This window comes from Spongiibacter sp. (genome assembly GCF_984394615.1).
On sequence record NZ_CFHTQA010000008.1, the window covers coordinates 16,952 to 29,974 of the forward strand.

Below are 13,023 nucleotides of genomic sequence, written 5' to 3' on the forward strand. Positions count from 1 at the left end.
GAAAATAATGCGTAATCTTGAAGTGACTCAGGAAATCTTCAGGTGCTTCGGCGCCCACGATGTCGACGGCATTGTGGCGCTGCTGCACCCGGAGTGTGTGATCGATTTCTACGGCCCCGAGGTCATCCCCTATGCAGGGCACTACGAGGGGCTGACGGAGTGTCGGGGCTTTTTCGACACTGTGTTGTCCTCGGTCGATATTCATGTTTTCGACGCCGATCAGTTCATCTGCGAGGGCGAGCATGTCGTGGTGGTGGGCAAACTTCGCCTCACCACCAAGCGCGATGGCAGGGAAATTAAGTCGCCGTTTGTTCACGTGATCCACTGTCAGGATGGCAAGTGGAAACACTTCCGCGACTTTATGAATACCGCGGTGGCTCAGGAGGCCTTCCGTGAACGTTGAGAACCGCCACCGCCTGGTCTACCACGCCGATCTCGGTCTGTTCCTGTTGCTGGCGACCCCCTGGGTCAACCAGCAGTTGCTGACGCTGATTTTTTCCTTTGGTCAGCAGGAGCTGTATCAGGGCGCTGCCGCCCAAGCCATTACCGTGTTTGTAGGCCTGATGGGCGTGCTCGGCTTTGGCCTGAGTTATCTGCGTCTCGGCGTTGATGACAGCCGCATGGTGGTCGCACGCAGCGCGCTCGTCAAAGCACTCGCCGCGCTGTGGCTGCTCTACGCCTATCTCTGCGGACTCTCTCCCCTATTTCTTTTGCTGGCTGCGATGGATGCGGCGGCGTTGCTTTTGTTGCTGTCGAGCCTGCGCCGACGGTAGTCCACAGGATGTGCTCTCACAACAGACAAATAACAAATAACGATTAAAACAGGGTACACAGACAATGAAGACAAAGACCCGCTTACTGGCGACCTCGGTGTTGCTGGGCTCTGGCGTGATAGCGCCTGTTGCAACAGCTCAAGAGGGCAGTGCTTCCCGCGGCAGCCGCCTGCTGGAAGAGGTGATGGTCACCGCCCAGAAACGCGAAGAAGATTCGCAGGATATTCCCATAATGATTAGCGCCTTTGGCGCCGATAAACTCGACGCCTTTGGCATTGAAGCCACCGCCGATCTGCAAAAGATCACCCCGGGGCTGACCTTTACCTATGCCTACGGCTACACCGTTATCTATCTGCGTGGCGTCGGTACGGATGCGTTTCTGCCGAACGCTGACCCCAGCATTGCCACGTATATCGACGGTATTAACATCGGTCCTAGTCAGGGTAAACAAGATACCCTGGGTGCAGTGCAGCGGGTAGAGGTATTGAAGGGACCGCAGGGCACACTGTTTGGCCGCAACGCCACTGGCGGCGCGATCAATATTGTGACTGAAGATCCGCCGGAAGAATTTGTTGGCACCCTGAAGACCGAGTTTGGTAACTACAATGCCGAGTCTTACCAGTTGTATTTAGGGGCGCCGATTACCGACAGTATCGGTGCGACGGTCTCCTTGTTCAAAAGCCATCAGGACCTTTACGGGCGCAATGAAATCTTTGGCGAGCCGGGTCCGATGCGCGATGAATTTGCCGAGGGGGCACGGGTAAAAATTCGCTGGGATATTTCCGATACCTTTAATGCCACCTTGATTGGTTCCTACGGCAACCAGTTCACCAGTAACTCGCTGTCCCAGGAAAATACCCGACCCTCACCGTTGCTGCTAGCCGGGACCGAGCCCGACGAGCTGGATCGTGTCTGGCACAATAACAAGCTGGGCGGTAACTCGACCATGAACGAGCTGTACGGCGGGATTTTCGAATGGCTGCCGGGCCCGGTCGATATCAAATTTATCTACTCGGAAAATTACGCCGATGTAGATGAGGCCCACTACGATCTCGATTCGACCGAGCTGTCGGAGGCGTACTTCTACAGTGCGGATCAGTTCAACAATCAGAAAACCTATGAACTGCAGATACTCTCCAACGAGGATACCTGGCTATCGGAGCATATTGAGTGGGTGGCGGGTCTGTATCGTCTGGAAGGTGAGGGCGGTTTTGGCAGCCTCTATCTGACGCTGAATGCGGCGGGCCTGGCGACCAATCTGCTGGGTCTGCCGCTGCCCGATATACTCGGTCCGATTCTAGGCCCGATCATTAATATGACGCCCGATGTGGTATTGGGCAACGGCGGGATTCTGGAGACCGAGTCTAACTCCGCGTATATGCAGGCCACCTGGTTTACAACAAGCTGGCTGAATATTACCGCCGGGCTGCGTTATCAGGAAGAAACCCGCGGTATCACCAACAGCTATCTGGATGTGGTGAATCCGCTGGTGGGTAATCCGCCGAATGAATACTACAAGTCGGGTGACCAGTCGCAGAATATTCGCTTGGCGGATTTCTCAGCGCCGGATCTGGAAGATAAAACCCTTTCTCCGCGTATTGCGATTCAGCTGTTCCCGACCGAGAACCTGCAACTGTTTGCGTCGGCGCAGCGCGGCTATAAAAGCCCCACCTATAACATCGTGAACTTTTTCACCGACCCCAACCCGGTTGAACGCGAAGAGGTGACCGCATTTGAATTGGGCTTCAAATCCGATCTCTTTGACGGTGCATTGCGTTTGAATGGCGCCGTGTTTAAAACCAAAACCGAAGGCTTACTGACCGCACTGGTGGCCATTCCTTCAGGCGGTATCGTTAGCTTCCGAAACGCCGGTACCTCTGAAATTGAAGGTGCGGAAGTGGACTTCCAGTGGCAGCCGATGCCCAACTGGAACGAGGGCCTGGTGATTACCGGTGGCGCGACGTATCTCGACGCCTACTACACCGACTATAAAGACGGTGCGGGTTTCGATGACGATACCGGCCTGTATTTCGGCTCCGACAGTCTACTGGGTGACACCTCGCGGGACTTCTCCGGCAACCGCATTGTGCGCACGCCGCGCTTTACCTCCAGCGTGTCGCTGAACCAGTTTATCCACGCGGGTGACTGGGGGGCATTCGAGTTCGGTTTGGATTACTACTACAACAGTGGCTACAACACCACGCCGCAGAATTCGCCATTCTACGAGCAGGACCAGTACGAGTTGTGGGATGCGCGCCTGTCGTACTTCTACGATCCGCTCGGCATTCAAATTACCGGCTTTGTTCGCAATGCCAAAGACAAGGAATATACCCAAGCCATGATCCAGCAGGATTTCGGCCGCACCGTGACGCTGGCGCCGCCTAAAACCTATGGGGTGAAACTGAAGTGGGACTTCGACACGCTGTTTTAAGCTGAATTATGTAACGAGTTGAACTAGCGCTTTGCCGGGATCCCTGCGCTGACATATCCCGGTTTTTTTCCCCATCATTAATTAATAACAAGAGGAATTGCTATGAACCCCTATCGTTGGACTCTTTGCCGTCTCGCATTGGCCGCGTCACTCGCTGCCAGCTCACTGGCTGCTCAGGCGCAGCAGGGTCTGCTGGCTATTTTGCCGATTGGTGGCGAGGCGCCCACGTTGGCCATACTCGACCCGATTGTACAGCCCCTGACGGATGCCGGTGTGCTTCCCCAGGGTGTACAGAATCTCGATTTGCTGATTGGTATAGGGATGGAAGTGCTGACCAATGAGAACGGCCTGATGGATACACTGGGTGGACTCGGTGGTCCGGTGACTGCGCAGTTTGTGCCGGTCTTGGATGTGCTGATGACATCGCCGCTGAGCACTCCCGGTTATCTGTTCTTCGAGGGTGGCACCATTATCGGTCCCAACCTGTCGGTCGTGCCGGTCGAGATTCCGATCGTTAACGCGCCACTGAATTAACCCAACCTCTAGGGTCTTGACGCCAGCACCTCGGTGCTGGCTTTTTTGCGTTTGGTTCAGCGCTACGCCACGCGCTGCAGGCGCCGCGGTGGATTGCGCGGGTAGTTCGGCCCGGTCGGTTCCGACTGGGCCAGCAGATAGGCCTGCACCGCTTCGCGCACGGCTTTATCGCCACCGGCCACTGCCTGGTTGCCAAACAGGCGATTAAACTCCAGCACGTAGGGATGTTCGCCCACCATCGCAATATCAAAACCGGCGTGATTGATATCCAGGCTGCGTGCCAGATGCAGTGCCAGCTGAATGGCCGCGTCGGGTATCTGGCTGTGGTCACTCTGACCGCCCTTGGCGATGTTGTTATAAAAGCCCTGTTCGGCCTGCAGACGCCAGTAGGCGGAAATGACCTCATCACCGACGATCACCACGCGAATATCCCGGTCGATGGGCAGGTATTCCTGCACATAAATCACCTCGCTGCGCTGCAGGTAGGCGTTCCAGTCATCGCGATTATCGATCAACCACACGCCGGCACCCTGCGAGGCTTTGGGCAGCTTTGCCACAAAGGGCAGCAGCATGTCCTGCCAGGCCTGTTCGGCATGTTCCGGGGTATTCGACAGAATCAGGGTATGGGGCGTGTTGGCGGGCGCGACCAGTTCAAAGGCGCGGCTCATCTCGATTTTATTGTGGCCCAGCCGATAGCTCGCCTCGCTGGGAAACACGCGGGCTTTCAGCCCGTACACCAGCGCGTTGAGTTGCCAGTACTCCGGGTAAAGAACCCAGTCGGCGGCACTGATCTCATCCCGGCAGCGGAACACATCGCCGGGTTTTAAGCACAGCGTGTCGGCAAAACCGAGCGTTCGGAAAACATCAAAAGAAATCCATGCCATGATAGTACACGCGAAATTGAACGGCGGATTTTTAAGCCCAAACCGTCGCGCCGTCAATAGCGGCAAACGGGGAATTTTCCGACGTACCACACGCCGCTATTCAGCGGCTCTATTGATCTCAGCGCTGGCACGCGGCTAATTTCAGCCGCTACACTTCTGACTCGTGTTTGATTTTGGAGAGTCGCCTGTGACTGAACCCCGGCACATCCCTGTGAAATGGCCCGCCTTGCTGGCGGGACCGGCCCTGCTTCTGGTTGCGCTACTGTTGCCGCCACCGGCGGGCATGGCCCCGGCCGCCTGGCTGTGCGCCGGTATGGGCCTGTGGATGGCGGTGTGGTGGGCGACGGAGGCGATTCCCATTCCCGCGACCGCGCTGCTGCCACTGGTATTGGGGCCGCTGTTGGGCCTGACGACGATGACGGGCGCGGCTCAGCCCTACGCCCATCCCATTGTGTTTCTGTTTATGGGTGGCTTTATGCTGGGGCTGACGATGGAGCGCTGGCAGCTTCACCGCCGTCTGGCATTGGTCATTCTCTGTAAAGTTGGCGGTGAACCGCGCCGCCAGATAGCGGGATTTATGCTGGCTACGGCATTTTTGAGCATGTGGGTCAGCAATACGGCGACCTCGGTGTTGATGTTACCCATCGCGATGTCGGTAGTGGGTCTGCTGCCGCTTGAGCTGGGTGATCAGCGCCGCCGCTACGCGGTAGCCCTGTTGCTGGCCATTGCCTACAGCGCCAGCATCGGCGGCATTGCCACGCTGATCGGCACACCGCCCAATGCGCTGCTGGCGGCTTATCTGCACAGCAGCCACGGCATTGAGCTGGGCTTTGCCCAGTGGATGATGTTGGGCCTGCCGGTATCACTGGCCATGTTGCTGTGCTGCTGGTGGCTGTTGTCCCGAGGGGGCTTTGGCGATATCGAGCGTTACTGCGGCGCCGATATCAGCCGGCGCGCGCTGGCCGATATGGGCGCAATGAGCCGTCCCGAACGCCGTATTGCCGCGGTGTTTGCCATCACTGCTGCGGCGTGGATTTTCCGTCCGCTGATTACCCAGTGGCTGCCGGGCCTGACCGATACCGGCATTGCCATTCTGGCGGGGGTGATGTTGTTTATCCTTCCCGCTGGCAAGGATCACCACCACTTGCTTGACTGGCCCACGGCCCAGCGCCTGCCCTGGGGCGTGTTAATGCTGTTTGGCGGCGGCCTGTCGCTGGCGGCGATGATCGGCAGTTCCGGGCTGGCGGAGTGGATTGCTCAGCAGTTTGCGTTGCTTGAGGCATTGCCGACATTGGCGCTGGTGGTGCTGATTGTGGTGGTGATGATTTTCCTCACCGAACTGACCAGCAACACCGCCACCACGGCTGCCTTTCTGCCCTTGCTTGGCGCCCTGGCGGTGTCGCAGGGCCTGTCACCGATCCTGTTCTGCGCCGCGGCGGCGGTTGCGGCGTCCTGCGCGTTCATGATGCCGGTGGCCACGCCGCCCAATGCCGTAGTGTTTGGCAGCGGCGAGCTGGAAATTCGCGATATGATGCGCCAGGGCTTTCGCCTTAATCTGCTGGGCATTGTGTTGGTGTCGCTGCTGGCCTACGGGGTTATCAGCGCATTCTGGCTGGCCTGAGACAACAATAACGACAAGGAGCACTCAATGAATGTCCCGCTAATCTGCATCGCGATACTTGCTGCCCTGTGTTTTGTACTGGGCGTCAATGTGAGCGTGGCACGCACCCGCGCCCGCGCGGGCAGTGGTTGTCCGAGCGATCCCAAAGACCCGCTGCACAAAGCGGTGCGCGCCCACGCCAATACCATCGAATACGCACCGGCGCTGATGCTGCTGATGTATATTGCCAGCCAGGGCCAGATCGCTGCCTGGGTGATGTGGACGATGGTGATTGCCACCGCCTGCCGCGTGCTGATTGTGATTGGCATTATTGGCACCCGCAGCCTCGCTCTGCCCAATCCCATGCGCTTTATCGGCGCCGTCGGCACCTATATCACCGGGCTGATATTGGCGGCGGTGGTACTGAATATGGCCTTTGTGTAGGCCGCTATCAGATGGCGGGTCCTCACGCGCTAAGCGGGCGCTGTTACTGCGGCGATATTGCTGTAAGCGTGCAGCTTAGCGGCGCTGCTGAACGCTATTCTCCCCGCGCCTGCGACTGTGATTTCTGCCGCTTGCACGGCGCCTCGTACCTCTCTGACCCGAAAGGGCAGCTGCGCTTTACAGTGCAGTCGGGGGCGGTGCTGAACCGCTACCGGCAGGGTGCCGAAGAGGCCGACATGCTGCTCTGCGGCCGATGCGGTGTGCTGATGGGGGCCTGCTATGAGCGTGATGGTAGCTGCTATGGCACTGTGAATGCGGCGGTATTGCCACCGGTATTTGCCGCGCCACAGCCGGTATCGCCCAAGCAGCTGTCGGCGGATGAGAAGACCCGTCGCTGGATGCTGCTGTGGTTTCCCGATGTGGGGATAGGCTAGCGTTGCCTTCCGCCTCCCCTGTTTGGCGAAATTTTGTGGCTATACTCGTTACTTAAAACTTAGCTAATAACAGGGATGGTTATGTATTTCATGTATGTAGATGAAAGCGGTGATTGTGGTTTAAAGAACAGTCCTACCCGATACTTTACCCTGTCTGGTCTTGTCGTTCATGAGTTGAGGTGGAGTGAATTTCTGGAGAGGATAATTGAATTTAGAAAAAGGATGAGGAATAGCTTTGGTTTGCTTATGCGAGAAGAGATTCATTCTGCGCATATGATCAATAATCCAGGAGATCTGGTTCGTATAAAGAGAAATGATCGCCTAACGATTATCAAGTATTTTTTGAATGAAATCGCCGGAATGCCAGATGTGAGTGTCATCAATGTCGTTGTTGATAAAGAAGGCAAGGCGGAAGACTATGATGTTATGGTCAGGGCTTGGGAAGCTTTGATTCAGAGGTTTTCAAACACGATGTCTTATAGAAATTTCTCCGGTCCGGCAAATGCTGATGATAGAGGAATGATTATTCCCGATAATACCGATGTCAAAAAAGTACAGGGACTTCTCAGAAAAATGAGAAAATTTAACCCAGTACCTAATCAAGGCATCTATGGCCGAGGCTACCGAAATTTAACGATTGGAAACTTAGTGGAAGATCCTTTTTTTAAAGACTCTAGAGATTTATACTTAGTACAAGCTGCCGATGTAATTGCATTTTCACTATATCAAAAGCTTTCACCGTCTTCTTACATTAAGAAGAAGTCAGCACATAGGTTTTTCGACAGGCTTGATCCAGTGCTTTGTAAGGCGGCATCAAGCATGGATCCAGAGGGGATAGTAAGGCTATAAAAAATAAAGGGGCCAAAAGGCCCCGGATGAATCCTACTAGCCGATTGAGTCGACGTTCAGATTCACTTGGAATGCTACCGTTCAGACAGTAAAAGTCAAGTTGGTAGTTGCCTTATCTTTGTAGTCGCTGGATACCTTGTTGTCGGAAAATATAAAAACAAATATTTACAAAAAATATACGCTACGTATAGTCAGGCGCCCTGCTGAAATACCGGCCAAACCTCGCTGATATGCTCGCCGTCGAACACGGCAATGTCGCCGAATTGCAGGAAGACAAACTCGCTTTGTGAGGGGCGCAGAAATACGAAGTCATCCCGCTTCAGTTGAACGCTTTCCGAACCGTTGAGCATTTCCTGGTTGGTGGAGCGGCCGAACAAGCTGTTGGTCTGTAAGCCTGCGGGGGATTCCGGTCGGGATTTCCAGTAGCCGCCGTAGGTGAAGAACGTCCGGGCGGTGTTGGGATCCCAGGCAGAGAGCAGACCGGCGGCGCTTTCCAGGCCGGGAATTTGGGTCTTATCCAGTGCCTTGATCACCGGGGTGGCGATAAATGCAGCGGGGACATGGTCGTTGAGGCTGGGCACGTCGAAGTCGGTGGGCATGACCAGCGCCGAGCCGGTGGCGAGTTCGTTACAGGGTGCCGGGCTGCCGAACATCTGTGGCTGGTACATCTGATAGGTTGAGCTGCCACCCGCATTCAGGGTGAGGGTGGCGGGGTCGAAAGCGTCTTTCAGCACGTCCTGCGCAGCGGCGACACAGTCGCGGTAAAAGCCCATAGCCGCCTCCAGCGCCTTCGGTGGGCCGCCGACAATGCCCGGCATTTTCGACACATGGGCCTCGTAGCCCATAAACCCGGAGAAGCTGAGCAGTGGATCAGCCTGCAGTACCTCAATGGCCTTGGCGACGTCCCGAGCGTCGGTGAAGCCGCCGCGGTGCAGGCCGACATCCAGCTCCAGATTGATGCGCATGGGCTGCTGCAAGGCCTGAGCGAGCTGGCGATATTCCTGCAGGCGCTCCGGGCCTTCGATCAGCCACTGCAGTTGCCGGTCGGGCTGAAATGCCGAGTCCGCGGGGTGAAACTCATAAAAGCGCTGAGCCATTTTCACCGGCATGGGTTTGCCCAGCAGCAGCTCGGCGTCGGGCATGTCCCGGGCCAGCAGGTTGAGAAACGGCTGGTGGAATACCATCACCCGATCAGTGCCGGTCTGAGCGCGAACGGTATTGATCAGCGGCAGGCTGGGCAGGGATTTGCCGACGATGCGGTAGTCAAAATTGCCGTTGATATGCTGCGTGAGCTTGCCGATATTGCTGTCGAGCCGGGCCTTGTCGATGACCAGTGTCGGCCGGTAGAGACCGGCCTCGGCCAACGCCGCCTGCAAGGCGAGAAAGTAGGGAGTATGCGCGCCACCGTGATCGCCCGGACGCAGCAGGGCTCCTCCCGCGATCAGTGCGCCCAGGCCGCCACCGGCCCAGAGTAGGCGGCGACGGCTGGGATTGCTCGGTGCATCAGACATCGGTAAATACCTTTCGCAGGTGGTCGTTGAGCATCACACCCTTGGGATCGAGGCTCTGGCGAATATCGTTAAAGTCTTTCCAGCGCGGGTAGCGCGCGGCGAGTGTGGCGGCATCCAGCGTGTGCAGTTTGCCCCAGTGGGGGCGGCCTTCCATTGGCTGGTAAATCGGCTCGATGGATTTGAAGTAAGGCAGGAAGTCTTCTTCGTAGTAGCGGTGGGTCGCCAGCGACGCAGAGGGTCGTTTGTAGAAGGGGCTTAACCAGGCATCATCTTCCTGCACGACGCGGACTTCGACCGGGAAAAACACATCGGGGTGTTGGGTCTCGGCAATTTCACGCACCTTGCGCAGGGCGGGCACGATGGCCTCGCGGGGCAGGTGATACTCCATTTCGTTGAAACGCACCGCGCGATCAGAGGGGTAGATGTTCCACCACCAGTCGACGCTTTCGGTGGGCTCGGTCATGGCCGCCACACTGCTGACCAGCTTGCGGCGCAGGCCGGGCCACCAGGCGGTGTAGTCGCGGAGTTTCTGCAGGTCGCGCACCGAATCATTGTCGGTGTCTTCGCCGCGGGGGCTCACTGGCTCGTCGCTGAGGTCGGTGGTAATGACCAGCGCGTAGTCGCAGTGCGGGATGTAGTACATCTCGAAGTTGCGGTGATTATTCGCCAGCTCGTGGAAGTTATCGAACACTTCTTCGATGGGCCGCATCTCGGTGCGCAGCTTGAGCTTGTAGGGCTCGACATTCTTCAGGGTGTATTCGGTGATAACGCCAAGGCTGCCCAGCGAGACGCGGGCGGCATCGAAAATATCCGCATTCTGTTCGCGGCTGCAGTCCAGAATGTCGCCGCGCGGGGTGACCAGTCGCAGCGATTCCACGTAGCTGTGCATGGCCCCAAAGTTGGCGCCGGTGCCGTGAGTGCCGGTGTTGAAGGCACCGGCCACCGTCTGCTGGTTGATATCGGGCATATTGGGCAGGGCCTGCCCCAGTTCATTAAGCTGTCCGGCCAGTTGCCCGAGTTTCACGCCGGCACCGACGCGGGCACGGTTGCGGTCCAGTGCCTCCACCGAAGAGAAGTGGCGTGTTGAGAGAATGCTGCCGTCGGTGGGCACCAGCGCCGTAAAGGAGTGACCGGCGCCTACCGGGCGCACGGTCAACTCGCTGGTTTTCAGCAGCTCTGCCAGCTCGTCCTCGGTTTTCGGACTGAGCCGCGCGGCGGGCTTGGCCTTCTGATAGCCCGACCAGTTCTGCCAGGGAATGCGGCGTGCACTGCTGGCCGCTTTGCCATCGTTCTCTGCCAAGGCGTGGAGAGGTTTCAGGGTCAGTTGGCCAGCAAACAGGGCCGAGAGCAGGCTCGCTCTATTAAAGTCGCGTCGTTTCATTAGGGGCTGTTATTCCTGGCCGGCCATAAAATTAATAAGGGCAACAAATTCTTCTTCGCCGCAGTCCATGCACATTCCCAGCGGAGGCATACCGTTAAAGCCGTTGATGGTGTGATCCAGCAGGGTGTCCATGCCCTTGGCCAGTCGCGGTGCCCAATCCCCGCTGTTGCCCGTGCGTGGTGCGCCTGCCGCGCCGGTCCCGTGACAGCTATAGCAGCTTTGAATGTACAGCGATTTGGTGTCGGGGTCGGTGGGCATCAGCCGCTTGCTGTCGACAGCCGCAGTGGTATTGCCGGTGGTGCCGGTTGTTGCGGCACTGTTATCCGGGGCCTTTGAGCAGGCGGCGGTCAGCGCGAGAACAGCAATGGAAACAAGGGAGAGTGAGCGGAATACAGGGCGTATCATTGAAGTACCTTTTACCAGAGGTGGTGGCCGGGCAATCTGCATTCCCCGTGCCATATCCTTATGTTTTCACCAGAAACTTTGATTACATACGGGAATGCACGCCAATTGCAAGTCTGTGTCGTTTCTTGTCATGACAAGATCAGTCAAAGCGCGGCTTGCGTTTCTCGAAGAAGGCTGCGGCCGCTTCCTCAACATCGCCGCTGAGGCCATTGAGAATCTGGTTGCGGTTTTCCAGCATCAGCGCCTGTTGCAGCGAGGTGGCGTTGAGGTTTTCCCACATTGCCTGTTTGGTGGAGATCAGGCCGTAGGGGCTGAAATCGCAGAGGCTTTCGGCCAGTACGGTGGCCGCATCGCGCAGCTCGGCGTCGCTGGTTTGTCGCGTAATGAGTCCCCAGTCCAGCGCCTGATGGCTGTCGACGACGCGGGCGGTCAGCATCATATCGTGGGCACGGCTGCCGCCAATCAAGCGCGGCAGGGTGTAACTGACACCGAAGTCGCAGCCGGACACTCCGAGGCGAATAAACTGGGTACAGAATGTGGCGCTCTCGGCGGCAATGCGCAGGTCGCAGGCCAGCGCTAGCGCCAGACCGCCACCGTAGGCATGGCCGTGAATCGCGGCGATGATCGGCTGTTGAATACGCCGCATCAGCAGGGCAATTTCGGCCATATATTCCTGAGCGCGCATGCCGCTGCGACTGCCCGCCTTGATATCGCCGATGGTGGCGCGGAGGCTGTCGGGGTTGTTCTGGTCCAGCAGGTCCAGTCCGGCGCAAAAGGATTTACCGGCGCCGCTCAGAATCACCACCCGACATTGGTTGTCGCGATCAATGAGTTCGAAAGCGGTTTTCAGTTCGCGAATGAGTTGCCAGTTCAGCGCATTGCGGGCGTCGGGGCGATTCAATACCAGCCGCACGACGGGCGGGGCAGGACGCTCTAATCGCAGGCAATCAAAGGTGGGCTCGTTCGACATCGTACTGCTCCTCAAGACACCATAAAGCCGCCATCGGCCACCACGGTGCTGCCGGTGGTGTAGGCCCCCATATCGCTCACCAGGTAGAGCAGGGGGCCGACGATTTCCTCCGCATCGGCGATGCGCTTCTGCACATTGCTGTTCAGCGTGGCTTCTTCAAAGCCGGGAATACCAAAGCTGTTGCTCAGCATATCGGTCATATAACTGCCCGGCGCCAGCGCGTTTACACGAATATTCTGTGCGACCCATTCGGCCGCCATGACTTTGGTGAGTGTTTCCAGCCCGGCCTTGGTCATGGCATAGAAGCCCATCAAGGCGCTGGGCTTGAGGGCGCTTACCGACATCACGTTAACAATACTGCCGCCGCCGTTTTCCGCCATGTGCGGTGCCAGCCGTGATGCCAGGTACCACGGTCCTTTCAGATTGACGTCCACCATCTTGTCGAACATGGCCGGCGCCAGTTCCGACAAGCCGCCAAAGGCCGGATTGATACCGGCGTTATTGATCAAGATATCCACCTTGCCCATCTCGGTGATGGCGGTGTCGATCAGTGCGTCGAGACTGTCGCAGTCGCCGGTGTGTGCGGCGACGGCAATCGCCCGGCGCCCCATACCGATGATTTCTGAAACAACCGCTTCGCAGGCCTCCTGCTTGCGGCTGGCAACGACGATATCGGCGCCCGCTTTGGCCAGCCCGAAGCACATGGCGCGCCCCAGTCCCCGGCTGCCACCGGTGACCAGTGCGACCTTGCCACTGAGGTCCAGTTGATACATGTGTTTTCCTCTTCTGGGTGATTGGGCGTTGAGG

The 13,023-nt window shown here is 57.6% G+C and carries 14 protein-coding genes; 8 read left to right on the plus strand and 6 right to left on the minus strand.

All coding sequences use genetic code 11. From position 1 onward, the window contains the following. The first annotated feature begins 7 nt into the window (after positions 1-7). From AC5DB9_RS04875 to AC5DB9_RS04890, 4 genes are all read left to right on the plus strand, one after another. Positions 8-403, plus strand: a complete 396-nt coding sequence (locus tag AC5DB9_RS04875) for a nuclear transport factor 2 family protein (protein WP_272990979.1) — start codon at positions 8-10, stop codon at positions 401-403. Beyond that, a complete protein-coding gene (locus tag AC5DB9_RS04880; protein WP_272990977.1) occupies positions 393-773 on the plus strand; it encodes a hypothetical protein in 381 nt (126 codons plus the stop codon). Before AC5DB9_RS04875 ends, AC5DB9_RS04880 begins: the two co-directional genes overlap by 11 nt. A gap of 64 nt (positions 774-837) precedes the next feature. Further along, the gene (locus AC5DB9_RS04885; protein ID WP_272990974.1) at positions 838-3,204 is read left to right on the plus strand and encodes a TonB-dependent receptor; all 2,367 of its coding nucleotides are present in this window, start codon (positions 838-840) and stop codon (positions 3,202-3,204) included. A 102-nt stretch (positions 3,205-3,306) separates the two neighbouring features. Further along, the gene (locus AC5DB9_RS04890) at positions 3,307-3,738 is read left to right on the plus strand and encodes a hypothetical protein (RefSeq protein ID WP_272990972.1); all 432 of its coding nucleotides are present in this window, start codon (positions 3,307-3,309) and stop codon (positions 3,736-3,738) included. Between the two features lie 62 nt (positions 3,739-3,800). Here the strand turns inward: AC5DB9_RS04890 and AC5DB9_RS04895 are convergent, their stop codons facing one another. Then, a complete protein-coding gene (locus AC5DB9_RS04895; protein ID WP_272990970.1) occupies positions 3,801-4,622 on the minus strand; it encodes an ATP-grasp domain-containing protein in 822 nt (273 codons plus the stop codon). Between the two features lie 187 nt (positions 4,623-4,809). Between AC5DB9_RS04895 and AC5DB9_RS04900 the strand changes: the two genes are divergently transcribed. The 4 genes from AC5DB9_RS04900 (at position 4,810) to AC5DB9_RS04915 (ending at position 7,949) form a co-directional block, all read left to right on the plus strand. Then, on the plus strand, positions 4,810-6,243 hold the full coding sequence (locus AC5DB9_RS04900) for an SLC13 family permease (RefSeq protein ID WP_272990966.1): 1,434 nt from the start codon (positions 4,810-4,812) through the stop codon (positions 6,241-6,243). A gap of 27 nt (positions 6,244-6,270) precedes the next feature. Next, a complete protein-coding gene (locus tag AC5DB9_RS04905; protein ID WP_272990963.1) occupies positions 6,271-6,666 on the plus strand; it encodes an MAPEG family protein in 396 nt (131 codons plus the stop codon). A gap of 11 nt (positions 6,667-6,677) precedes the next feature. After that, positions 6,678-7,100: a GFA family protein gene (locus AC5DB9_RS04910; RefSeq protein ID WP_272990960.1), complete on the plus strand. Its 423-nt coding sequence runs from the start codon at positions 6,678-6,680 to the stop codon at positions 7,098-7,100. 90 nt (positions 7,101-7,190) lie between these two features. Next, the gene (locus AC5DB9_RS04915; RefSeq protein ID WP_272990958.1) at positions 7,191-7,949 is read left to right on the plus strand and encodes a DUF3800 domain-containing protein; all 759 of its coding nucleotides are present in this window, start codon (positions 7,191-7,193) and stop codon (positions 7,947-7,949) included. A 191-nt stretch (positions 7,950-8,140) separates the two neighbouring features. Here AC5DB9_RS04915 and AC5DB9_RS04920 read toward each other — a convergent pair whose 3' ends face one another. The 5 genes from AC5DB9_RS04920 to AC5DB9_RS04940 all read right to left on the minus strand — a co-directional run bounded on the left by AC5DB9_RS04920 (position 8,141) and on the right by AC5DB9_RS04940 (position 12,989). Beyond that, entirely contained in the window at positions 8,141-9,460 is a 1,320-nt protein-coding gene (locus tag AC5DB9_RS04920; RefSeq protein ID WP_272990956.1) for a DSD1 family PLP-dependent enzyme, read from the minus strand. Next, entirely contained in the window at positions 9,453-10,841 is a 1,389-nt protein-coding gene (locus AC5DB9_RS04925) for a D-arabinono-1,4-lactone oxidase (RefSeq protein ID WP_272990954.1), read from the minus strand. Before AC5DB9_RS04925 ends, AC5DB9_RS04920 begins: the two co-directional genes overlap by 8 nt. Before the next feature lie 9 nt (positions 10,842-10,850). Further along, positions 10,851-11,246 (minus strand): c-type cytochrome, encoded by a 396-nt coding sequence (locus AC5DB9_RS04930; RefSeq protein WP_022958961.1) that lies wholly within the window; start codon positions 11,244-11,246, stop codon positions 10,851-10,853. Positions 11,247-11,385: 139 nt separating this feature from the next. Beyond that, complete coding sequence (locus AC5DB9_RS04935) at positions 11,386-12,216, minus strand: enoyl-CoA hydratase/isomerase family protein (RefSeq protein ID WP_272990952.1); 831 nt, start codon at positions 12,214-12,216, stop codon at positions 11,386-11,388. A gap of 11 nt (positions 12,217-12,227) precedes the next feature. Beyond that, positions 12,228-12,989, minus strand: coding sequence for an SDR family NAD(P)-dependent oxidoreductase (locus AC5DB9_RS04940; RefSeq protein ID WP_272990950.1), 762 nt, complete (start codon positions 12,987-12,989; stop codon positions 12,228-12,230). Positions 12,990-13,023: the final 34 nt, after the last annotated feature.